The organism is Litoreibacter ascidiaceicola (assembly GCF_900129235.1).
GTDB lineage: Bacteria > Pseudomonadota > Alphaproteobacteria > Rhodobacterales > Rhodobacteraceae > Litoreibacter > Litoreibacter ascidiaceicola.
Map to the genome: position 1 here is coordinate 123,847 of NZ_FQUV01000003.1, position 22,013 is coordinate 145,859.

Sequence of the window (22,013 nt, forward strand, 5' to 3'; positions counted from 1 at the left end):
GTCGGGCCCAACGGGATGACTTGATGAGCAAGCCTGACACCGAGCTAGACCTTTCTGCACTGACGTGGCCCACACGGTTTACGTTGCTGGGCCTTTGGGCTGAGCGCATCACGCATGCGTTCTGGCCACTTTGGACCGTTCTGTTTTTTGGTGTCGTTGTACTAATATTTGTAGGCGGTGCTTCCCTGCCAATGTGGGCGTTGTGGACGCTTGCCCTGACGGCGACGTTCGGTTTTGGCGCTTCGCTCTACTATGCATGGAAAAAATTTCGGGTTCCAACATGGGCGGACGCGCTGAACCGGATCGACCGCACGATGCCGGGACGATCTGTTACTGCGGCTCTTGATACACAAGCGCTTGGCGGCAGCGATGCCGCGTCGCAGGCAATTTGGCAGGCACACAAGGCAAAAATGCAGGCCCGATTGGCTGAAGCTGAGGCCGTGTCACCGGATTTGCGCGTGTCCGCGCAAGACCCCTATGCAATGCGCTATGTCGCGTTGCTGTTGCTGGTAACAACTCTCGGGTTCGGAAGTCTTTTGCGATCGGGTTCGCTGGATGATCTGACGCCGGGCGGTTTAGGGAAGGCCGTGGCTGCAGGTCCAGCTTGGGAAATCTGGATTGAGCCGCCAAGCTATACTGGGAAGCCCAGCCTTTACTTGAACGACGTAAAGGTCTCCAGTTTGACGGTGCCGAAGGGCAGCGACCTGACGGTGCGGCTGTACGGTCAGGTCGGAAGTCTGACGCTTTCCGAGACTGTATCAGGCGTTGAGCAGCCGGAAACGGAAGAGCAAAAAACTGCGTTCAGCAGAGTAATCGAGAACGACGGTATCATCCGTATAGAAGGCGATGGCGAAGCAGAATGGACAATCACGGCCCAGACGGACGAGCCGCCGATTGTTGCAGCGGGGGCTGAGGTCTCTCGGCAAATCAATGGCGAGATGGAATTGCCCTTTACTGCATCCGATGACTACGGCGTGGAGCGCGGAACCGCGACGATATCGCTGGATTTGGCCGAAGTTGATCGCCGTTACGGATTGGTCGTTGACCCGGAGCCGCAAGAAGCAATCGTTCTTGATTTACCGATGCCGTATTCCGGCGGCAGAGAAAACTTCGATGAAATACTAATCGAGAACCTGTCAGAGCATCCATGGGCCAATTTACCGGTTAAGATCGATTTGTCCGTCATAGATGCGTCGGAGCAATCCAGCGCGCCGGCGTCCGTCAAGGCGGAACTTCCGGGGCGGCGCTTTTTCCAACCCATCGCCAAAGCATTGGTGGAGCAACGTCGTGATCTTCTCTGGTCCCGCGAGAATGCGGGGCGAATTAGCCAGCTTCTTAGAACGATTACCTACGACCCAGAGGGGTTTTTTCCCAGCGAGGTCGCATATCTGACCGTTCGCATGGCGATCACGCGGTTGGAACTGGCGACAGAGTTCGGGATCACCGACGAGAAGCAGACCGAAATCGCTGATATGTTATGGCAAGCTGCCACGCTGCTTGAAGACGGGCGGCTTTCCGACGCCTTAGAACGCCTGAAGCGCGCGCAGGAGCGGCTTTCCGATGCGATGAAGGACGGTGCGACAAGCGAGGAAATCGCCGAGCTGATGCAAGAACTCAGTGAGGCCATGCAGCAATATATGGAGCAGCTAGCGCAAGAGGGGCAGGATGGTGAGCCCCAGCAACAAGCGCAGGGCGACTCGCAAGAAGTTACGGATGATCAACTCCAAGAGATGCTCGACGAAATTCAGCGTCTGATGGAAGAAGGCAAAATGGCCGAGGCGCAGGCCTTGCTCGACCAGTTGATGGAAATGATGAAGAACATGCAGGTTGCCGAAGGTCAGAGTGGCGAAGGCCAGCAAGGTCCGGGCCAACAGGCGATGGAGGGTCTTCAAGACACGCTACGTGAACAGCAAGGCCTAAGCGATGAGGCGTTTCGTGACCTTCAAGAACAATTCAACCCCGGTGCGCAGGCCGGCGAAAGCGAAGGCAATGAGGGGCGCAATGGCGGGCAGGGCCGCGGGCAGAGCCATGATGGCCAAGGTGGACGGCAAGGTGAACAGGAAGGCGAGCAAGGCCAAGGGAACCAGCAATCCGAGGGCCAGCAGCCCGGTGAAGGCAGTGAGCGGTCATTGGCGGATCGTCAGCAAGCGTTGCGTGACGAGCTGAACCGCCAACAACGCAATTTGCCGGGCCGAGGCACTCCGGAAGGAGACGCTGCACGCGAAGCGCTTGACCGTGCCGGTGAAGCTATGGACCGCGCGGAGGAGGCGTTGCGGGACGAGCAAACAGCAGACGCGCTAGGTGCTCAGTCAGATGCGATGGAAGCTTTGCGTGAAGGTATGCGCAATCTTAGTGAGGCTATGGCGCAAGATCAGCGGGACGGTCAGGGCAATGAAGGCCAGACCCAAGGCCGCGCGGATCGTCAGAACAAGGATCCACTCGGGCGTGAGCAAGGCTCCGACGGGATGATCGGTTCAGAAGAGAATATGCTGCAAGGCGAGAATGCGCAGCGCCGGTCGCGTGAGCTTCTAGATGAAATCCGCCGCCGTTCTGGCGAACAGAACCGCCCCGAAATCGAGCGGGATTACCTGAAAAGGTTGTTGGATCAGTTCTAGGCCTAAGATTGATCGTCCAGCGTGACACCAATCTTTTCAACAAGTCCTTGCGCCGCCGTGTCGAGCCAGACGCGCAGGCTATCGATTGATGCAACGTAGCTATCTAGCGCGCCAGACAAGGCTGGCATCCGTTGAGAGATTTGCGGTGCATAGACGTATAGGATCAGCAATCCGACGGCGAGCAGAAGCATCAAGCCAAAGCCCAGCCGAAAACCACTTCTCTTTTGAACCTGACTGACATCGCCGCCTTCGGCAGCAATCCTTGCCGCTTCGGCTTCGGCTTCTGCGGCTTCCGGGGACAGCGTCGAATTGATTTCCTCGATATCGGGGAACAGCTCTTTTTTCGTCGCCGCCTCTTCGCGCTTTGGTGCTGCGGTCAACGCCTGATCATCATCCTCGATCGTCGCGGCCTGCGGATCTAATCCACGGCGTCGCGCCATCCGGTCGCGGGCGGCCGATGCGCGAACCTCAGAATCTGAATCGTCTAGGCCTAAATCCGGTTGTGTCTCGATTCCGCCGAGTTCTGCTTTGCGGGCTGTTGTTTCACGTTCAACTTCCTCGTGAATAACATCCATCGCTGCTTGATCTACGGCAGGTTTGCGCGGCGTGAGGCCCGCTGCGGCAGCTGTCGCAGCCGCTATCGCCGCCAGATCGGGATCATCATCCAGCTCCTCGGCTTGCGGCTCGTGCTCGGTTTCTGCTGCTGGCATGTCCGGACTGGCGGCTTCCGGTGCCGCTTGAAACCAGGTCGTTGTACAGTTGGAGCATTGGACATCTCGCCCCTCGGGCGGAATTAGGCCGTCATCAACCTCGTACTCCGCATCGCAATTTGGGCAAACCAGCCGCATGAAATCCCCGCTTTTTCGCGCTAAAGCCTTGGCGCGCCTCACATCTAATCAAGTCTTAGCCTGTGGAAATGTGTATTCCAAGCATTGTTGTTTCCAATTGATTGCAACTGTTGCTGCCTATGGCGTAATTGTTGCGCAATCAAACTTGGAGCAGGCCCTGTGATAGAACTGGAAAACGTAGCCTATAGCTATGGCGGTGGTGACTTGCTAACCGACATTTCGCTAAGGCTTCAAGCAGGATCGTTCCACTTTCTGACTGGCCCGTCGGGTGCGGGAAAATCCACATTTCTCAAGCTATGCTATATGGAATTGGCCGCATCCAAAGGGTTGGTGCAGGTATTTGATCAGGATGTGGCAACACTGGGCCGTGATCAAATCGCATTGGCACGGCGGCGGATCGGGGTTGTTCATCAAGAGTGCCAGTTCCTTGACCACCTTTCCGTTGCAGAAAACATCGCCCTGCCGTTGACCGTGTCTGGCCGCGATGTCGGGGCCGAGCGGCAAAACCTTGAGGATTTGATCGGTTGGGTCGGTTTGACCAAGCAGCAAAACCAATTGCCCCCTGAATTGTCGGGTGGTGAGCGCCAGCGTGCCGCTTTGGCGCGTGCGGTGATCATGGGTCCTGACGTCATACTGGCGGACGAGCCCACTGGGAATGTTGACTGGGAAATGTCGCAACGCCTTATGTCGCTGCTGATCGAGCTCAACAAGATGGGCAAGTCAGTTCTGGTGGCGACCCACGATCTCAATTTGATCCGGAACACCAAGGCGCAGGTCGCGGCACGCGTGCTTCGGATCAAGGACAAACGGTTACAACTTGCGGGGGCAGACCTGTGAGTATTTTGGATAAATTGCGTTCGGCTTTGGCTACGATAACAGAGATTGCCGGCGGTGACCGAGCGGCGGACCGAGTAGTGCCACCAACTGGATTCACTGCAACGTTGACGACTTTCACAGCCGGATCGATGGCCTTTCTGGCGGTATTCGCCTTAGCTTTGTCCTTGGCGACCGGCCGTTTGGCTGAACGTTGGGCAAGCGAGTTGGCACAAACCTCAACTGTCCGGATTTCAGCCCCACTGGAGGAAATCGAGGCGCAGACTCTCGCTGCACAAGAAGTGTTGCGGACCACGCCCGGCGTTGCCCGCTCCCGCATCATGTCCGAAGAAGAGCAGATGCTGCTTCTTGAGCCATGGTTCGGACCTGACCTACCGCTGAAAGATCTTCCCATTCCGAGACTTATCGAAGTAGTCGAAGAGGAAAGCGGGTATGACGCCGCCGGTTTGCGACTGCGTTTGGCGGGGGAAGCTCCGGGAGCGTTTCTGGACGATCACACACGCTGGCGGCGTCCGCTGGTCGATGCCGCAAAGCGGTTGCGTGGATTGGGCTGGATAGCCATCGCCCTGATTGGCTTGTCGACGGCGGCCATGATTACGCTCGCCGCGCGTGCTGCTCTTGCCGCAAACGCTCAGGTTATTCGCGTTACGCGTTTGGTGGGCGCGCGCGATGTCTATATCGCCCGCGCGTTCGTTCGACGCTTCACGATCCGCGCATTGCTTGGCGCTGCTGTTGGCACGATAGCGGGCTGCATTGCGGTGGCCCTGCTGCCCAGTGCGGCTGATGAGGGTGCCTTCCTCACGGGACTTGGTTTTCAGGGGTGGCACTGGCTTTGGCCGTTGACCATTCCGCCGCTGGCCGCTTTGGTGGCGTTCTGGGCTACGCGAAGTGCCGCCCTACGCACATTGAACGAGGTGACGTGATCATGAAATATGCCATTCAGTGGGTCAGATCCTTGGTGTTCAACCTATCGATGTACGCGGCGATGCCGGTCCTTGCGATCGTCTATCTGCCTTGGGCCATGTTCAGCCCATATGGTGCCGTTGCGGCCTGCCATGCCTATGCACGCTATGTGATCTGGACGGCAGGCTGGATGGTCGGGTTGAAAAGTGAAGTACGTGGCACGCCCCCTACGGAAGAGGCTTTGGTTGCCGCCAAGCATCAGTCATTTCTAGACATACTAATGATTTTCGATGCGATCCCGCATGGTAAATTCATCATGAAGGCGATCCTGCTCTATGCGCCTATCTTGGGTCAATATGCCTACCGCATCGGCTGTATCCCTGTGAACCGAGGCAAGCGCGGAGCTGCAATTGCGAAGATGTTGGCGGATGTGGAAAAGGGTGACAAGTTACCGGGGCAATTGGTGATCTATTCTCAAGGCACCCGCCTCGCGCCCGGGGCGAAACGTCCCTACAAGGTTGGTACTGCTGTTTTATATGAACAAATGAACCAGACCTGTTATCCGGTGGCGACAAATGCGGGTGTTTTTTGGCCGCGCCGTGGTGTTTACCGTAAGCCGGGTGTGGCTGTGGTTGAATTTCTGGAGCCAATTCCACCGGGGCTGCCAAAAGATCAGTTTCTAGCCAAACTCGAGGCTGAGGTTGAAGCGGCCTCTGACCGCCTGCTTGTAGAGGCTGGGTTCGTTCCCAAGGAAGGCTGAGTGGAGTTCGTTTCCGATATATCCGAGCTCGAAGAATGCTACGGCAAGCCGGGCGAGGCATCGCTGGTGAAAGTAGCCAAGCAGTTAACGCCAGCTTACCGGAAATGGATCACTGCATCGCGCTTTTGCGTGGTCTCCACCGTTGGTCCAGAAGGCGTGGATGGCTCCCCTCGTGGGGATGACGGCCCTGTCGTGCTGGAGCTCGACGCGCAGACCTTGGCGCTGCCTGATTGGCGCGGCAACAACCGAATGGATAGCTTGCGCAATATCGTGCGCGACCCGCGTATCGCGTTGATGTTCATGGTTCCGGGCAGTGACACTGTGATCCGTGTCAACGGAGAGGCTAAGTTGACCTTCGACGACGAATTGCGAGGGCGCTTTAGCGACAAAGGGCGCACCCCCCGATCCGTCATCGTCATCAAGATTGCAGAGGTGTATTCTCAATGCGCCCGGGCGCTGATGCGTGCAGAGTTGTGGCGCGGTCAACCCGCAGACATCGATTTGCCGTCAGTTGGTGACATGCTCGCCGAGCTCAAGACTGGCTTTGATGGCAAGTCTTATGACGCAGAATGGGGCGATCGGGCGAAGGACACCATGTGGTGATCCGCAAAACTGGCTCAGTTAAGCAGCCAAACCTTTTGAGCCCAGTTTTAGATATTTGCTGCGACGGTCTTTGATGAGCGCGTCGCTGTCCATCTTGGACAGATCATCAATCATTTCACCCAAGGCCTGACCGACAGCGGCAATAGCCGCCTTGGCGTCGCGTTGCGCACCGCCAACAGGTTCTGGGATGATGCGGTCGCAAACGCCCAGTTGGTTCAAATCCTGCGCTGTGAGCCGCAAGGCTTCTGCCGCTTCGCGCATCTTTTCTGAGTCTTTCCACAGGATCGAGGCGCATCCCTCGGGACTAATCACGGAGTAAATTGAATGCTCCAGCATGGCCACGCGGTTGGCCGTTGCAAAAGCCACTGCGCCGCCCGATCCACCTTCGCCTATAATGACAGAAACTAGCGGCACGCCAATTTCCAGGCATTTTTGCGTTGCACGGGCAATGGCTTCGGATTGACCGCGCTCTTCTGCGCCCTTGCCAGGATATGCGCCGGGGGTGTCGACGATGGTAATGACGGGAAGGCCGAAGCGATGAGCAAGGTCCATCAGGCGAATGGCTTTTCGGTACCCTTCAGGACGGGCCATGCCAAAATTACGCTCAATGCGGGTTTTGGTGTCGTGACCTTTTTCGTGGCCAATGACCACGACAGAACGGTCACCAAGCCTCGCCAAACCACCCATGACGGCGTGATCATCGGCAAAGTTCCGGTCACCAGCAAGCGGGGTATATTCATCGAACAGCGCTTCGATATAGTCCTTGCAATGCGGGCGGTTGGGGTGTCGTGCGACCAGGCATTTGCGCCATGGCGTCAGGTCTTTATACATCTCTTTCAGCAGGTCGGCAGCCTTTTTGTCCAAAGCCAAGGCTTCTTTCTCAACGTCCATTTCCTCGTTCTGACGCGCCATGGCGCGCAGTTCCTCGGCTTTGCCTTCGATTTCGGCCAGAGGCTTTTCGAACTCAAGGTAATTGGTCATTTGGGACTCCCGATTGTGTGGGGGATATATGACCATGCTTCACGACAGATGCAACTCAGCAAGATTTGTGAATTGGGGCTAGGCTAGAACCAAAGGTGAGACGAGACGGAGCGATTTATGACCAATCCCTATGAGGCGCGGCTGTTGCGGGTGAAGGACTACATTCACGACAACCCTGCAGCGGACCTGTCGCTGGACGCGTTGGCGGATGTGGCGGCGATGAGCCGGTTTCACTGGCATCGGGTGTTTCACGGGATGACCGGAGAGACATGCGCCGCTGCGGTGCGGCGTATCCGGATGCATCGGGCGGCGTGCTGGCTGGTGCAGAAGGACTGGTCGATCGGAGAGGTTGCGGCGCGATGCGGCTATGACAACGTCGCCAGCTTCACGCGGATATTTCGCGAGGCGTTCGGTCTGACTCCGGCAGCGTTTCGCAAACGCGGGGCTTTGATGTCACCAAGTCCCGAAACACACAGAGGAGAATTTTCCATGTATCCTGTTGAAATGAAAGAACGTCCCAAAGGTCGAATGGCCGCGTTGGCGCATAAAGGTCCTTATCTTGAGATCGGTAAGAAGTTCGAAGCCATCGCCTCGATGTTCTCGTCACGCGGGCTGTGGCCCTCGGCGCGTGGGATGGCGGGGGTCTACTATGACGATCCAAACGCGGTGCCGGAGGCAGAGTTGCGCAGCTATGCGGGGATATTGGTCGGCGAGGAATTCGAGATGCCCGACGATATGGAGGACTTGAAAATCCCCGCGGGCAAGGTTGGTGTGCTGACCTATACCGGCCCGTATTCGGGGCTGAAAGCCGCGTATGACTACCTGTATGGGGTTTGGTTGCCGGAAAGTGGCGAGGAGCCGGGGGATGCGCCTGCGATGGAGGTTTACCTGAACGACCCGACGGATACGGCACCCGAAGAGCTGGTGACAGAGATATATCTGCCCCTGAAGTGAGGTGGCGCGCTGCCCCTGAAACATTGGGGCAGCGCCGTTTTTAGCTGTTTATCATCTCGAATTGCTTGACGATAACCTCGGCCTGTTTGATCGAGGCGATGTCAACCAGACGGCCTTTGTAGACGGTCGCACCCTCGCCATTGGCCTTGGCGGTTTCCATTGCTTCAAGGATTTCGCGGGCCTCGGTGACTTGCTCTTCCGAGGGGGTAAACACCTCGTTTGCAAGGGCAATTTGCTTCGGGTGGATCGCCCATTTACCAGCCATACCCAGCACGGCGGAGCGGCGGGCTTGTGCGCGGAAACCTTCGTCATCGGAGAAGTCACCGAACGGACCGTCTACGGGCAGGACGCCGTAAGTTCTTGCAGCGGCTACGATTTTTGCTTGTGCCCAGTGCCATGGGTCGGACCAGTACTGGTTGCCGCCTTGCAGCATGTAATAGTTCTCCTGCGTGCCGCCGATGCCGGTTGTTTGCATCCCCATGGAAGCGGCGAAATCGGCGGCACCCAGCGACATGGCTTGCAGACGGGGCGAGGCGGCGGCGATTTCCTCGGCATGGGCGATGCCTGCGGCGCTTTCTATAATGACCTCAAAGCTGATTTTCTTGGTGCGGCCCTTCGCGGCCTCTATGGAAGTGACAAGTGCGTCGACGGCATAAATATCGGCGGCGCAGCCGACTTTCGGGATCATGATCTGGTCAAGGCGTTCGGATGATTTTTCAAGCAAATCAACGACATCTCGATACCAGTAGGGGGTGTCCAACCCGTTGATCCGCACCGATAGATACTTGTTGCCCCAATCGACCTCATGCGTCGCCTTGATGACGTTTTCGCGGGCGGTGTCCTTGTCGGAGGGTGCGACGGAGTCTTCCAGATCAAGGTTGATGACATCAGCGGCTGAGGCCGCCATCTTCTCGAAAAGTGCGGGGCGGGAGCCGGGGCCGAAGAGCTGGCAGCGGTTTGGACGGGCAGGGGTGGCGGGTTGTAGGCGGAAGCTCATGGGCATTTCTTTCGCGTAAGGATGTTTCGTGTTTGCTGCGATCAGGGATAGGATATTGCGCGATGCTGTGCAAGCGCTGCGCTGCGGCGAAGCGATGTTCCCACGTACCCCGGGTACATCGCTTCTGCCACTCTGAACGAAATCAGGGCTTAGCGCCGGCTATGAGACTCAGAACCACCGGGCCGACGGCCTCTACGATCAGCGCCACGCCGGAGGCATCGGGATGGATGCCGTCGCTTTGCATGTGTTCACGCATGACCATGGCGCGGTCGTCGATACGGGTCAGTCCCTCGAGAAAATTCGAGACCAGAAGCACGTCATGCTTCGCGGCGAGATCGGTGTAGATGGCCTCGAATTCGGTTTCGTAGTCGGGGCCGTAGTTGGACGGGGCGTCAATTCCGGCCAGCAGGACCGGCAGGCCGCGCTCTTCAATCTTGGTTAGGATGGCATCAAGGTTGGATTTCGCCTGTTCGGGTGGCAGACCGCGCAGCACGTCGTTGCCACCCAAGGCGACGATCACGGCGTCGACCTCTGGCGTCAGTGTCCAATCAATGCGTGATAGGCCGCCTGCGGTGGTGTCGCCCGAGACGCCTGCGTTGACTAAGGTGACGTCCGCGCCTTGTGCGGTCAGCCACGCCTGAAGCTGCGGCACGAAGCCGTCTTCGGCGGGTAGGCCGTAGCCTTGGGTCAGACTGTCGCCGAGTGCGGCGATGGTCACAGGCTCTGCCATCGCGGGGTGTGCCAAAATGGATGCAAGTGCAAGGTTGCGAAGCGTGCGGAAGGGTCTATCTAGAAGGCCACGCCCCAAGCCCAAGGACCAAGTGATGACCGACCCCGTGATGCGCCTGAAAGATTTGACCCTGTCACTGGACGGCAATGCCGGCGTGGTCGAGATACTCAAGGGCATCTCTATGGAGGTGAGCGCAGGGGAAACCTTGGGGCTTACGGGGGCGTCGGGCTCTGGCAAATCGTCTCTCCTGATGGTGATGGGCGGGCTGGAGCGCGCCACATCGGGGCTTGTATCAGTTTTGGGCCAAGACCTTACGCCGATGGGCGAGGACGGGCTGGCCCGCTTCCGTAGAGACCATATGGGGGTGGTTTTCCAATCCTTCCACCTAATTCCGACAATGACTGCTTTGGAGAACGTAGCGCTACCTTTGGAATTGGCAGGGGCCGAGGATGCGTTTGCGCGGGCAGAGGCGGAATTGACCGCTGTTGGGCTGGCCTCGCGCGGCGGGCATTACCCGTCTCAGATGTCGGGCGGGGAGCAGCAGCGCGTGGCGTTGGCGCGGGCCGTTGTGGGGCGTCCGGAGATTTTGCTGGCCGACGAGCCGACGGGCAATCTGGATGCAGCGACCGGCGAGATGGTGATGGATTTGCTATTTGACTTGCGCGACCGCCACGGCGCGACGTTGATCCTTGTGACCCACGCGCCGGAGCTGGCGGCGCGGTGTGACCGCGTGGTGCAGTTGCGCGACGGGCAGATTATGAGCGACAGCCTTGCGATGGCCGCGCAATGAGTCTTGCGTGGCGGATTGCGCGGCGCGAGCTGCGGGGCGGCCTGCGTGGGTTTTGGGTGTTTCTGGCGTGTCTGGCGCTGGGCGTGGCCGCGATTGCCGCGATCGGCACCGTGCGCGGTGCGATCGAGGCGGGGCTGACCGAGCAAGGCGCGGTGATCCTTGGCGGCGACGCGGAGGTGCAACTGACCTACCGGTTTGCAGAACCTGAAGAGCGCGCGTTTTTCGAGAGCTTGGGGGATGTGTCGGAGCTTGTCGATTTCCGCTCCATGCTGGCGACAGGGGAAGAACGCGCCCTGACGCAGGTCAAGGGCGTTGACGACATGTACCCACTTTATGGAGCGGTTCAGCTGACGCCTGATATGCCTTTGGCAGAGGCTTTGGCAGGGCGCGACGGGTTTGCAGGGGCGGCGGTTGATCCGGTGCTGCTGTCGCGGCTGGGCTTGGACGTGGGCGACCGGGTGAAGCTGGGGGTCAAAGAGTTCATCGTTATGGCCGCGTTGGAGAGGATGCCGGATAGTGCGGGGGCGGGTTTCTCGCTGGGGCCGCCGACACTGGTAGCAAGTGCGGCCTTGCAGGACGCGGGGCTTTTGACGCCGGGGACATTATTCGAGACGGAATACCGGATCAGGACGCCCGAGGCGTTGGATCTGGAGGCCGCCAAAGCGCAGGCCGAAGCGGCGTTGGAAGGCACCGGCTTTCGCTGGCGGGACCGGCGCAACGGCGCGCCGGGGATCTCGCGATTTGTGGAGCGGTTGTCGGCGTTTTTGGTGCTGGTGGGGCTGACGGGATTGGCCGTGGGCGGCGTCGGCGTATCGGCGGCGGTCAGGGCCTATCTGGCGGGCAAGACGGAGGTGATCGCCACCTTGCGCAGTCTGGGCGCGTCGGGGGGCTTGGTGTTTCGGGTCTACCTGTTGCAGGTGGGTGTCCTCGCGGTGTTGGGCATTGCCATGGGGCTGGTTCTGGGCGGGCTGTTGCCCTTGGCGTTCGGCCCGTTGATCGAGGCGAGCTTGCCGGTGCCGGTGGATTTGGCGCTACGCTTGCGGCCCTTGGCGGAAGCGGCGCTTTATGGGGCGTTGGCAGCGGCGTTGTTTACGCTGTGGCCGTTGGGCCAGTCGGAGCATATCCGCGCAGCGGCGTTGTTTCGGGATGCGCAAAGCGGTGTCAAAGGTTGGCCGAGGCCGGTCTGGATTGTCGTGTGCGGGTTGATTTTGGCGGCTCTGGTAGGCTCTGCGGCGTTGCTTTCAGGTTTGGTCATGCTGACGCTGTGGGCGGCGGGTGGCATCATGGCGGCGTTTGTACTGCTGGTGTTGGCGGCGATGGGCGTGCGGGTGCTGGCGCGCTGGCTGGCGCGGCGGTTGCGCGGTTTCAAGACGTTGCGCTTTGCGCTGGGCGCTGTTGGCGGGCCTGGGCGAGAGGCGCAGGCCGTGGTGGTCTCGCTGGGGTTGGGTCTGTCGGTGCTGGCGGCAGTGGGACAAATCGACTGGAACCTGCGCAACGCCATTGCGGGGGATTTGCCCGAGATTGCACCGAGCTACTTTATAGTGGATGTGCAGCCCGACCAATTGGAGCCGCTGGTGGCCTCCTTGAGCGCGCGCCCGAGCGTGTCGAAGATCGAAAGCGCGCCGATGCTGCGCGGTGTGATTACCAAGATCAACGACAAACCCGCGATGGAGGTGGCGCCGGACCACTGGGTCGTGCGCGGTGATCGTGGCGTGACTTATGCGGATGCGCTGCCAGCGGGCACCGACATTACTGCAGGCAAATGGTGGGGTGAGGGGTACGAGGGCGACCCACAGATCAGCTTTGCTGCCGAGGAGGCGGAGGAGCTTGGTTTGAAACTGGGCGACACCCTGAATGTGAACGTGCTGGGGCGCGACATCACCGCTACGATTACCAGCTTTCGCGAAGTTAACTTCTCGACCGGAGGACTTGGATTCGTGCTGTCGATGAATGCGGCGGCGCTTCGGGGCGCTCCGCACACGCATATCGCCACGATCTACGCCGAGGAAGCCGATGAAGGCGCGATTTTGCGAGACATGGCGAAGACCTATCCGAACATAACCGCGATCCGCGTGCGTGACGCAATCGACCGTGTCAGCGAGGTTCTGCAAGGCATCGCGGCGGCGATCACCTACGGCGCGCTGTCGACGTTGGTGACGGGCGGCATCGTGTTGATCGGCACGGCAGCCGCCGGAGAAAAGGCGCGGGTCTATGAAGGCGCGGTGCTGAAGACGCTGGGCGCCTCACGCGCTGCGGTACTGGGCAATTTCGCGTTACGTTCGGCGCTGTTGGGGCTAACCGCGGGCGGGATCGCACTGGTGACCGGAATTACCGCGGGATGGGGCGTTATGGTGTTCGTCATGGAGTCGGATTTCACAGTGGCAATCGGCTCGGCGCTGACGATCATCGCTGGCGGGGTGCTGGCCACGTTGGTGACAGGGCTCATGTTTGCATGGCGCCCTTTGGCAACGCGACCAGCGCAGGTGCTTCGCGCCAGCGAGTAGTTTTTCTGCGCCTATTGCAGGTCCGAAAACGCGGCTTGCATACGGGCGACCGCATCCTCAACCACTGCGCGCGGTGCAGCGATGTTGAAGCGGAGGAAACCCTCGCCACCTTTGCCGAAAGTCGGGCCATGATTGGCGGCGATTTTCGCGGCGTCTTGGGTTCGCGACGTGAATTCCTCACGGGTCATGCCGGTTCCTGAGAAGTCGACCCATGCCAGATACGTGGATTCCATCTGCATTGACGCCAGTCCCGGGATTGTGTTGATCCCTGCGTCAAAAATTTTGCGGTTGGTGTCGAGATACGCAACCAACGCATCCACCCATTCCGCGCCTTCCGGCGAGTATGCGGCAGTGGCCATGAACAATCCGAAGCTGTTAGGGCTAAGGCCCATTGCGGCCATCCGTGCCGCGAAACGCGCGCGTAAATCAGAATCCGCAATGATGACATTTCCAGAATGGGAACCCGCGATATTAAAGGTCTTCGTCGTCGCGGTCATCATCACCAGCCGGTCTTCCAGACCAGCGATGTTCGTCATGGGAATATGTGTGTGTCCGGGGAAGACGAGGTCGTGGTGGATTTCGTCCGACACGAGGATCAGGTCGTGGCGCTTGGCAAAGGCGGCAACAGCTTGCAACTCTCCCTTGGTCCAGACGCGACCGCCGGGATTGTGGGGTGAGCACAGAATAAGCATTGTCTCCGAGCCTGTCATCTGCGAGTCGTAGGCGTCGAAATCCATCTCGTAGCGGCCGTTTGTGTTGACCAACTCACACTCGACCACCTCGCGACCCGCAGCGCTGATAACGCGGGCGAACGCGTGATAAACGGGGGTGAACAGGACAACGCCATCACCGGGTGAGGTGAAGGCGTCGATACACATCGCGGTCCCGTTAACTAGCCCATGCGTGGTAAAAATGTGATCAGGATTCAAGGTCCATCCGTGACGGGTCTTCATCCACCACTGGATTGCTGCGCGGTATTCGGTTTCGTCGCCATAGTAGCCGTAGACGCCGTGCTCGTGCATTTTCTTGATCGCGTCTTGAACGCATTGGGGGGGCTGGAATTCCATATCCGCTACCCACATCGCGATGCCGTCCTTGGGCGAAACGCCGTAAAGCGCCTCCATCTTGTCCCATTTTACGCAATGGGTGCCGCGGCGGTCGATTTGGGTGTCGAAACTCATGGAACAGCTCTCCTTGTTATCGAGCGCAAGGTTGCGGGATTCCTGAGAGGCTGCAAGTGCCAAAATGCGTGGAGCTCGCAAGGTGTGTTCTGGCTAAGGCAGAGTTCGGCCTGAAGCTCTTGTTCCGAAAGGCCGGAACGGTTATCTGGGCGGCATGAAACGCTCGATCCTGATCCACCCCGACCCGCGCCTGAAGAAACTGGCAAAACCTGTTGTTGACGTCTCGGACGCGCTGCGGGCCTTGGCCGATGACATGCTGGAAACCATGTATGACGCGCCGGGCATAGGGTTGGCCGCGCCGCAGGTCGGCGTGCTCGATAGGCTGATCGTTTTGGACTGCATTAAGAAAGAGGGCGAGGCACCCCGCCCGCTAGTGATGTTCAACCCCGAAGTGGTCGCCTACTCTGACGAAGAAAACACTTACGAGGAAGGTTGCCTGTCGATCCCTGAACAGTACGCCGATGTGACCCGCCCCGCAGACGTTACCGTGCGATGGATGGACCGCGACGGAGCAGAGCAGGAAGAGACCTTTGATGGTCTCTGGGCCACCTGCGTGCAGCACGAGATTGATCATTTGGATGGCAAGCTGTTCATTGACTATTTGCGTCCGCTCAAACGCCAGATGATCACTCGCAAGATGGTCAAGCTGAAGCGCGAAATGGCCCGCATCGGATGATCTTGCCGATCGTGCAGCATCCTGATCCTGTGCTGCGCCAGCTATGCCAGCCGGTCTTTGACGTGGCGGCGCTTGGTGGGCTGATCAATGACATGTTCGACACCATGTATGATGCGCCCGGGCGAGGGCTGGCCGCGCCTCAGGTGGGGCGACCGGTCCGCTTGTTCGTGATGGATACCACATGGAAAGAGGGAGAGCGGACTCCGGTTGTGATGATTAATCCGGAATTCTTGTCCCGTTCCCCTGAAATGCAGCGCAATGAAGAGGGATGCCTGTCAATTGCGAAGCACCCCGTTTGGGTTAAGCGGCCCGAGCGCATTGAGGTGATGTGGATGGACGAAACCGGAGCACAGCGTCGCGGCGCATTTGAGGGGATCGCGGCGGCCTGTGTGCAGCACGAAATGGACCATCTCGATGGGGTGTTGATTTTGGACTATGAGGAGACGGCATGAAGCGTCCATTTGTGATGTGGCCGGACAAGCGTTTGCGGACTGTGGCGGAGGATGTGTCCGAGATCACCGACGAGATCCGTACGATTTGGGCCGATATGGTCGAGACCATGGACGCGATGCCCGGAGTTGGTTTGGCTGCGGTGCAGATCGGGGTGATGCAGCGGCTGGCTGTTGTGGATGCCTCGGACACGCGCGGGCAAGCGGTGTTAATGGCGAACCCTGAAGTGTTGCATGCCAGCGGTCAGATGCGGGAGCATGAAGAAGCGTCGCCGAATTTGCCGGGTGTTTCGGCGGTGATCTCGCGGCCGCGCGCGGTGACCGTACGATTTTTAAACGCGGCGGGTGAGGTTGAAGAACGCGACTTTGTCGGGCTTTGGGCGACGTCGGTGCAGCACCAGATCGACCACCTGCGTGGCAAGATGTACTTCGATCATCTGAGCCGCACCAAGCGGGAAATGCTGGTGAAAAAGGCAAGGAAGCTGGTGCGATGAAAATCGTTTTTATGGGTACGCCGGAGTTTTCTGTTCCGGTTCTGGAGGCTCTGGTCGGGGCGGGTCACGAAATCGTCGCCGTGTATTCGCAACCGCCGCGTCCGGCTGGTCGCGGCAAGAAGGACCGCCCGTCACCTGTGCAGGCGCGGGCCGAGGAGTTGGGCTTGGCTGTACGCCATCCGGTGTCACTAAAGGGTGCGCATGAGCAGGCGGAGTTTGCTGGGCTGGGCGCGGATGTCGCTGTGGTCGTGGCATATGGGCTGATCCTGCCGCAAGCAGTACTGGACGCGCCGAAGCACGGGTGCTTGAACATTCATGCCTCGTTGTTGCCGCGTTGGCGCGGGGCCGCGCCGATCCATCGTGCCATCATGGCGGGCGATGCTGAGACTGGCGTTTGCATCATGCAGATGGAGGCAGGGCTGGACACCGGTCCCGTATTACTACGTCAGGCGACGGAGATTGGCGCGACAGAGACAACGGGCCAGTTGCACGACTGGCTGAGTGCCATCGGAGCAAAGATGATTGTCGAAGCGCTTGCGCGTTTGGACAAACTGGTGCCGGAGCCGCAGCCGGAGGACGGCGTGACTTACGCCGCCAAAATCGACAAGGCGGAGGCGAGGATCGACTGGATGCGGGGCGCTGCCGAGATTGTGTGCCAGATCAACGGGCTGTCGCCGTTTCCGGGTGCTTGGACCGAGGCGGATGGCGAGCGGATCAAATGCTTGCGAGCGGAAGTAGCGGACAGGGACCTTCCTGTGGGAGAAGTTATCGTCTCGAAGGACAGTCTCGACGTTGGATGCGGCGACGGGGCGGTTTCCGTGCTGACATTGCAACGCGCAGGCAAGAAAGCTGGCGAGGCCTCAGTCGTGACCCAAGGTTGGACGCCGCCGAAACGGTTTTCCTAAACACGCGGTGGACGGCTTTTGTAAACGGGAAGGCTCCATCCGAAGGCAATCGAGCCTGTGCGCAAAGCCAAGGTGACGAGTGCGCAGCCGATAAGTGCGATGGGAAGTGGTTGACCTAGGGTTAGTAAGCCAATGGCAGCACCAGCCCCCGCAAACGCACAAGTCACGTAAAGTTCGCCCTGTTTTAGGACAAGAGGCACTTCATTGCAGACGACATCACGCATGAGACCGCCGAAACAGCCGGTGGAGATGCCCATAATCAGCACGATTGGCCATGTCGCGTCCATTGCCACGGCTGCCGCGACCCCAGCGGGGACGGCCACGGCAAGCGCCAGTGCGTCTATCCAGAGGATCGAGCGGTAGCGGGATTCCAGCAGGTGGGCGGTGAAGAACACGATGAAGGCTGCGACGGAGGCGACCATGATGAAGGTCGGCTCCTCCATCCAAAACACGGCGCGGTCTAGCAGCACATCGCGCACCGTGCCGCCGCCGACTGCCGTGAGGCACGCGATGAAGATGAAACCCACGATATCGAGCTGGGCGCGGCTGGCGACCAGCGCACCGGTCAGGGCGAAGACGAAGACCGACGCGTAGTCGAGATAGACGAGAGATGTCATGGCTTGAACGGGGCCATACCAGCGCGAGCAAGCTCGTCGGCGCGCTCGTTTTCGGGGTGACCTGCGTGGCCCTTGACCCATTCCCATGTGACGGTATGGCGGGACTGGGCTTCGTCGAGGCGCTTCCAGAGGTCAAGGTTCTTGATCTCGCCGCCTTTCTTTTTCCAGCCTTTGGCCTTCCAGCCGTGGATCCACTTGGTAATGCCGTCTTTAACGTAGGAGCTGTCGGTCACGATGGTCAACTCGGACGCCCGGCTGAGGGTTTCCAGCACGTTGATCGCGGCCAGCATTTCCATGCGGTTGTTGGTGGTGTTTGCCTCACCGCCTTTCAGCTCGCGTTCCTTGACTACCTCTTCTCCTTCGCGCGCGATGAGGATCGCGCCCCAGCCGCCGGGACCGGGATTGCCGGAACATGCGCCGTCCGTGTAGGCAAACAGCTCAGCCATCGGACAGCACGATGATGAAGGGCGCGACTGTGCCGTCCATACCCGGCTCCGCGCCGAGGCGGGTGGTGCGCGGGGTGAAGCCTGCGTTGGCAAGGAGGTGTTTCAATTCGTCTTCCTGATAGTAGCTGTAGAGCCGCCCGATCTTGTCGCGGTTGGCGTTGTCGCCGATCTTGAGACCGATATGGAATATGCCGCCGGGTTTCAACGCCTTGCGTAGGGCGGACAGGTGACGGGGCATGTCGGCTTTCGGCGCGTGGAGCAGCGAGAAATTGGCCCAGATGCCATCAAAGATGTCGGTGCCCGCGATGTCTTCGAAGGTTGCGAGGCGGGCGTCGACCTTGTGCTGCTCGCGGGCGATGCGGATCATCTCGGGGGAGGCGTCGGTGGCCTCGACCGTGAAGCCCGCCGCCTGCATCATTGCGGCCGAATTGCCGGGGCCGCAGCCAAGATCGAGTATGTGACCCTTGGGGATGACCGCGTCCATGAAAGCCAGCAGGTCGGCGTCGGGTTTGGTGCGCGCAAAAGTGTCCGCATAGGTGGCGGCGCGGGCGTTGTAGACGTCGATGGTTTCCTTGTCGCTCATGCGAAAATTCCTATGAGGAGGCAGCCGCAGACAATCACCGTCAGAAGTGCGCGGAGCTTGAGCCACCATGGGGGTGTCAGGTTCCAGCGGGCGAATTGCACGTCGCAGGCGAAGACCAGCAGGAAGCCGATCAGCACGGCGATGGTCGCGCGGGTGCCACCACCGCCGATGGTGAAGAATGCCCAGAGCGCGGGCAGGGTGCTCAGCGCGTAGGCTATGGCTGCGTTGGTTTTGGTCGCGAAGCCCCAGAGCACGCCGGACATGAAGCACAAGATCACGGTGCCGTAGGAGATCAGGATATAGGACGCGCCGAACCGCTGGCCCAACAAGGCCGTGGTCTGCTCGTCGATGGCAGGGACCAGCATACCGAGCGCCCCCCACAAGAATGGCAGCAGCCCCGCGAGGCCAAGGGTAAGAGCAGAGCGGGGGATCATGCGCGCTCCAACGCCAGTTTTCCCGCAAGGCCCACGAAGATTGCGGCGAAGGAGCGGTTGAGCCATTTTAGCACCCGCTCGGAGCCTAGGATCGCGTCGCGAGCGCGGGCGGCGAAGAGGCCGTAGATCACGAAAACAGCAAAGGTCAGAGCCATGAAGACTGCTCCGAGTAGGGCCATTTCTGCCGTTACGTTCGCAGGGTTTCCAGACAGGAACGGAGGCAGCAGGGCCAGAAAGAAGATCGACAGCTTGGGATTCAGGATGTTGATCAATGCGCCCCGACGTGCGGTGCGCCAGCCGTTTTGCGCAGTTTGCGTGCCGTTAACGGACAGGGTGCCGCCGGATCTGAGCATCTGCCACGCGAGGTAGAGCAGATAGGCGACGCCCGCGAATTTGACGATCTGGAAGAGCAGGGCGGAGGTGTGTAGCACCGCCGCCAGCCCTAGCGTTGCGGCGGCGAGGTGGGGGACGATGCCGAAAGTGCAGCCCAACGCCGCCCAGAGTGCGGCGCGGCGGCCTTGGCCGAGGCCCATGGCCAACGTGTAGATGACGCCGGTGCCGGGGGCGAGGACGACGACGAGGGCTGTCAGCAGGTATTGGGCGGTGATCATGGGACGGGTGCTCCGGTTGCGTGATACAGAGATATCATGGCAGGCGAAGATGTCACGCGCCGCACGGCCCCTTCTAACGTAGTGCCGCCTTGAAAAGGACCGTGTCCAAGTCGCCTAGAGCTCCGTCCTCCAGACAGGCCGCGTAGCTGACTACCACGACCATTTCGCCGCCGTAGCTGGCAAAATAGGAGCCGTCGCCCTTGCCGTCCCAACACAGCAACCCTGCGTGCCAGAAGAGGTTGCGCCCATTTATATTACGATAGAATGACCCCATCACATACTTCGCACCGCGCCCAAGCTCAGAATGGGGCCAGTCAAGCGGCGCGCGCCCGATGTTGCGGGGGCTGCCGAACCACTCCTTTGCAAACCGGGCGTAATCGCCAACGGACATGGACCAACCGCCCCACGCCCCCAGCGGGCCCCAGACAGGATCGAGTGCTGCGGTGGTGATGCCGAGTGGATCAAGGACCAACGACCGGCAATCGGCCTCGTAGTCTTGTTGCGCATGGGCGTCGATCACGGCGCCCAGAACGGCGTAGTTGGTGTTGTTGTAGCGGAAGGACGCATCTGCCCGGGGGGCATCCAGCGCCAGTTTGGTCGCGAGCTTATGGCGCGGCGTGCGGTCGGCTTCCAGATGCCACGGCTGGCCTTGGGTCAGGTCTTCGTCAAAGCCGGAGGTCTGCGACAGGAAATCGGGCAAACTGCCCGTGCTTTCAGGGGCGTCAATTAGCGTTGAAATCTGCGCGTCGAGGTCGAAGACGCCTTCTTGCTGGAACACGGCGATGCAAGCCCCGGTGATGGCTTTTGACAGGCTGGCCAATGTGACAGGCGCGGCAGCGTCACGGCCATAGCCCTTTGTCAGTGTCGGTGCGGGGGCGTCGCCAGCAAGTACGGCGATGGAAGCTTCGGTGACGCCGTGGTCGGTCATCCAAGCCTCGAACGAAGTCACGATGGCGGTTTGGCGATCGTCTTGTGCGGCCACAGGCGTGGTCAGAAATAAAGCGCCAATCAGAAGCGCGCGCAGGCTCATGCCGGTTCTCGCAGCACACGCGGGACCTTGAATTCCACGTTTTCGACGGCGGTTTCGACAACCTCTTCGGTCACTTTGTAGCGGGCCTTGAAGGCGTCGATGACCTCGTTGATCAGCACTTCCGGCGCGGAGGCACCTGCTGTGATGCCGATGCTGTCGATGCCGTCCAGCGCGCGCCAGTCGATGTCGGCGGCGCGTTGCACCAGTTGTGCGTAGGTGCAGCCCGCTTTGGCCCCGACCTCCACCAGCCGTCTGGAGTTGGAGGAGTTCGGCGCGCCGATGACCAACATGGCGTTGGTCTTCGTGGCCATCGCTTTCACCGCTTCTTGGCGGTTGGTGGTGGCGTAACAGATGTCTTCCTTGTGCGGCCCGATGATCGCGGGGAAGCGGGTTTGCAGGGCCGCGACCACATCAGCGGTGTCATCGACCGACAGGGTCGTTTGGGTGATGAAGGCTAGCTTTTCGGGGTCGCGCGGGGCGATGGTGGCGACGTCTTCGGAGGTCTCGACCAAGATCACCTCGCCCTCGGGCAACTGGCCCATGGTGCCCACGGTTTCGGGATGACCGGCATGGCCGATCATCACCATTTGCAGACCGTTGGCGTGGTGACGCTCCGCCTCGATATGGACCTTGGAGACCAGCGGGCATGTCGCGTCGACATAGACCATCTCGCGCTTGGCGGCAGCGGCGGGGACCGCTTTCGGAACGCCGTGGGCCGAGAAGATCACGGGGCGGTCGTCGGGGCATTCGTCAAGCTCCTCGACAAACACCGCACCTTGGTCGCGCAGGGCGTCGACCACGTATTTGTTGTGTACGATTTCGTGGCGCACATAGACGGGTGCGCCCCATTTCTCCAACGCCATCTCCACGATTTTGATGGCGCGGTCCACGCCTGCGCAGAATCCGCGCGGGGCGGCGAGGTAGAGGGTGAGGGGGGGCTTGGTCATGTTATGCGCTCCTGCTTGGGGCATGAATTAAGGGCTTGAGTGGGCGGGGTCCAGTGGTGGCTCGCGGAAATGTGTGATTTGGGCGCTTGACCCTCCACCTGCTGGAAGCCGGATAAGAGTT

The 22,013-nt window shown here is 60.0% G+C and carries 24 protein-coding genes and 1 pseudogene; 12 read left to right on the top strand and 13 right to left on the bottom strand.

Features of this window, described 5'->3' with window-relative positions:
- Window positions 1-23 precede the first annotated feature (23 nt).
- Window positions 24-2,615 (top strand): TIGR02302 family protein, encoded by a 2,592-nt coding sequence (locus BUB72_RS06650; protein WP_139250626.1) that lies wholly within the window; start codon window positions 24-26, stop codon window positions 2,613-2,615.
- A 2-nt stretch (window positions 2,616-2,617) separates the two neighbouring features.
- On the opposite strand, the gene BUB72_RS06655 is transcribed toward BUB72_RS06650, so the two are convergent.
- Window positions 2,618-3,325 (bottom strand): hypothetical protein, encoded by a 708-nt coding sequence (locus BUB72_RS06655; protein WP_245814760.1) that lies wholly within the window; start codon window positions 3,323-3,325, stop codon window positions 2,618-2,620.
- 42 nt (window positions 3,326-3,367) lie between these two features.
- Window positions 3,368-3,463 (bottom strand): annotated as a pseudogene (locus BUB72_RS19275) (zinc-ribbon domain-containing protein); the annotation flags it as partial.
- A 159-nt stretch (window positions 3,464-3,622) separates the two neighbouring features.
- On the opposite strand from BUB72_RS19275, the gene BUB72_RS06660 reads away from it, so the two are divergent.
- The 4 genes from BUB72_RS06660 (at window position 3,623) to BUB72_RS06675 (ending at window position 6,563) form a co-directional block, all read left to right on the top strand.
- On the top strand, window positions 3,623-4,300 hold the full coding sequence (locus BUB72_RS06660) for a cell division ATP-binding protein FtsE (RefSeq protein ID WP_073142022.1): 678 nt from the start codon (window positions 3,623-3,625) through the stop codon (window positions 4,298-4,300).
- Window positions 4,301-4,404: 104 nt separating this feature from the next.
- Window positions 4,405-5,220, top strand: a complete 816-nt coding sequence (locus BUB72_RS06665) for a cell division protein FtsX (RefSeq protein ID WP_245814762.1) — start codon at window positions 4,405-4,407, stop codon at window positions 5,218-5,220.
- Window positions 5,221-5,222: 2 nt separating this feature from the next.
- On the top strand, window positions 5,223-5,960 hold the full coding sequence (locus BUB72_RS06670) for a lysophospholipid acyltransferase family protein (RefSeq protein ID WP_073142025.1): 738 nt from the start codon (window positions 5,223-5,225) through the stop codon (window positions 5,958-5,960).
- Entirely contained in the window at window positions 5,961-6,563 is a 603-nt protein-coding gene (locus BUB72_RS06675) for a pyridoxamine 5'-phosphate oxidase family protein (protein ID WP_073142028.1), read from the top strand.
- Window positions 6,564-6,581: 18 nt separating this feature from the next.
- Here the strand turns inward: BUB72_RS06675 and BUB72_RS06680 are convergent, their stop codons facing one another.
- The gene (locus tag BUB72_RS06680; RefSeq protein WP_073142030.1) at window positions 6,582-7,544 is read right to left on the bottom strand and encodes an acetyl-CoA carboxylase carboxyltransferase subunit alpha; all 963 of its coding nucleotides are present in this window, start codon (window positions 7,542-7,544) and stop codon (window positions 6,582-6,584) included.
- A 117-nt stretch (window positions 7,545-7,661) separates the two neighbouring features.
- Here BUB72_RS06680 and BUB72_RS06685 point away from each other — a divergent pair, with 117 nt between their 5' ends.
- On the top strand, window positions 7,662-8,498 hold the full coding sequence (locus tag BUB72_RS06685; protein ID WP_073142032.1) for an AraC family transcriptional regulator: 837 nt from the start codon (window positions 7,662-7,664) through the stop codon (window positions 8,496-8,498).
- Window positions 8,499-8,538: 40 nt separating this feature from the next.
- On the opposite strand, the gene BUB72_RS06690 is transcribed toward BUB72_RS06685, so the two are convergent.
- Both BUB72_RS06690 and BUB72_RS06695 read right to left on the bottom strand, forming a co-directional pair.
- A complete protein-coding gene (locus BUB72_RS06690; RefSeq protein ID WP_073142034.1) occupies window positions 8,539-9,495 on the bottom strand; it encodes an L-malyl-CoA/beta-methylmalyl-CoA lyase in 957 nt (318 codons plus the stop codon).
- Window positions 9,496-9,637: 142 nt separating this feature from the next.
- Window positions 9,638-10,240, bottom strand: coding sequence for an arylesterase (locus BUB72_RS06695; protein ID WP_425435154.1), 603 nt, complete (start codon window positions 10,238-10,240; stop codon window positions 9,638-9,640).
- A 79-nt stretch (window positions 10,241-10,319) separates the two neighbouring features.
- Between BUB72_RS06695 and BUB72_RS06700 the strand changes: the two genes are divergently transcribed.
- Both BUB72_RS06700 and BUB72_RS06705 read left to right on the top strand, forming a co-directional pair.
- On the top strand, window positions 10,320-11,015 hold the full coding sequence (locus BUB72_RS06700; protein WP_073142039.1) for an ABC transporter ATP-binding protein: 696 nt from the start codon (window positions 10,320-10,322) through the stop codon (window positions 11,013-11,015).
- Window positions 11,012-13,519 carry an ABC transporter permease gene (locus BUB72_RS06705; protein WP_073142041.1) on the top strand — a complete coding sequence of 836 codons (2,508 nt, stop codon included), beginning with the start codon at window positions 11,012-11,014 and terminating at the stop codon, window positions 13,517-13,519. Before BUB72_RS06700 ends, BUB72_RS06705 begins: the two co-directional genes overlap by 4 nt.
- 11 nt (window positions 13,520-13,530) lie before the next feature.
- On the opposite strand, the gene BUB72_RS06710 is transcribed toward BUB72_RS06705, so the two are convergent.
- The gene (locus tag BUB72_RS06710; protein ID WP_073142043.1) at window positions 13,531-14,700 is read right to left on the bottom strand and encodes a MalY/PatB family protein; all 1,170 of its coding nucleotides are present in this window, start codon (window positions 14,698-14,700) and stop codon (window positions 13,531-13,533) included.
- Between the two features lie 154 nt (window positions 14,701-14,854).
- On the opposite strand from BUB72_RS06710, the gene def (BUB72_RS06715) reads away from it, so the two are divergent.
- The 4 genes from def (BUB72_RS06715) to fmt are packed head-to-tail and all read left to right on the top strand — an operon-like array spanning window position 14,855 to window position 17,224.
- The gene (gene def, locus BUB72_RS06715; protein ID WP_073142046.1) at window positions 14,855-15,376 is read left to right on the top strand and encodes a peptide deformylase; all 522 of its coding nucleotides are present in this window, start codon (window positions 14,855-14,857) and stop codon (window positions 15,374-15,376) included.
- Window positions 15,373-15,828 (top strand): peptide deformylase, encoded by a 456-nt coding sequence (def, locus tag BUB72_RS06720; protein WP_139250627.1) that lies wholly within the window; start codon window positions 15,373-15,375, stop codon window positions 15,826-15,828. The genes def (BUB72_RS06715) and def (BUB72_RS06720) overlap by 4 nt, the downstream gene beginning before the upstream one ends.
- Entirely contained in the window at window positions 15,825-16,319 is a 495-nt protein-coding gene (def, locus tag BUB72_RS06725) for a peptide deformylase (protein ID WP_073142049.1), read from the top strand. Before def (BUB72_RS06720) ends, def (BUB72_RS06725) begins: the two co-directional genes overlap by 4 nt.
- The gene (gene fmt, locus BUB72_RS06730) at window positions 16,316-17,224 is read left to right on the top strand and encodes a methionyl-tRNA formyltransferase (RefSeq protein ID WP_073142051.1); all 909 of its coding nucleotides are present in this window, start codon (window positions 16,316-16,318) and stop codon (window positions 17,222-17,224) included. The genes def (BUB72_RS06725) and fmt overlap by 4 nt, the downstream gene beginning before the upstream one ends.
- Here the strand turns inward: fmt and BUB72_RS06735 are convergent.
- The 7 genes from BUB72_RS06735 to ispH all read right to left on the bottom strand — a co-directional run bounded on the left by BUB72_RS06735 (window position 17,221) and on the right by ispH (window position 21,892).
- Entirely contained in the window at window positions 17,221-17,841 is a 621-nt protein-coding gene (locus tag BUB72_RS06735) for a trimeric intracellular cation channel family protein (protein WP_073142054.1), read from the bottom strand. The genes fmt and BUB72_RS06735 overlap by 4 nt on opposite strands.
- Window positions 17,838-18,287 (bottom strand): ribonuclease HI, encoded by a 450-nt coding sequence (gene rnhA, locus BUB72_RS06740; protein WP_073142056.1) that lies wholly within the window; start codon window positions 18,285-18,287, stop codon window positions 17,838-17,840. Before rnhA ends, BUB72_RS06735 begins: the two co-directional genes overlap by 4 nt.
- Window positions 18,280-18,870: a class I SAM-dependent methyltransferase gene (locus tag BUB72_RS06745; protein WP_073142059.1), complete on the bottom strand. Its 591-nt coding sequence runs from the start codon at window positions 18,868-18,870 to the stop codon at window positions 18,280-18,282. The genes rnhA and BUB72_RS06745 overlap by 8 nt, the downstream gene beginning before the upstream one ends.
- Window positions 18,867-19,304, bottom strand: coding sequence for a DUF3429 domain-containing protein (locus tag BUB72_RS06750; protein WP_073142061.1), 438 nt, complete (start codon window positions 19,302-19,304; stop codon window positions 18,867-18,869). The genes BUB72_RS06745 and BUB72_RS06750 overlap by 4 nt, the downstream gene beginning before the upstream one ends.
- The gene (locus BUB72_RS06755; protein ID WP_073142063.1) at window positions 19,301-19,915 is read right to left on the bottom strand and encodes a LysE family translocator; all 615 of its coding nucleotides are present in this window, start codon (window positions 19,913-19,915) and stop codon (window positions 19,301-19,303) included. The genes BUB72_RS06750 and BUB72_RS06755 overlap by 4 nt, the downstream gene beginning before the upstream one ends.
- Before the next feature lie 73 nt (window positions 19,916-19,988).
- Window positions 19,989-20,945, bottom strand: a complete 957-nt coding sequence (locus BUB72_RS06760; RefSeq protein WP_073142066.1) for a serine hydrolase domain-containing protein — start codon at window positions 20,943-20,945, stop codon at window positions 19,989-19,991.
- Window positions 20,942-21,892, bottom strand: a complete 951-nt coding sequence (gene ispH, locus BUB72_RS06765; RefSeq protein ID WP_073142069.1) for a 4-hydroxy-3-methylbut-2-enyl diphosphate reductase — start codon at window positions 21,890-21,892, stop codon at window positions 20,942-20,944. The genes BUB72_RS06760 and ispH overlap by 4 nt, the downstream gene beginning before the upstream one ends.
- Window positions 21,893-22,013: the final 121 nt, after the last annotated feature.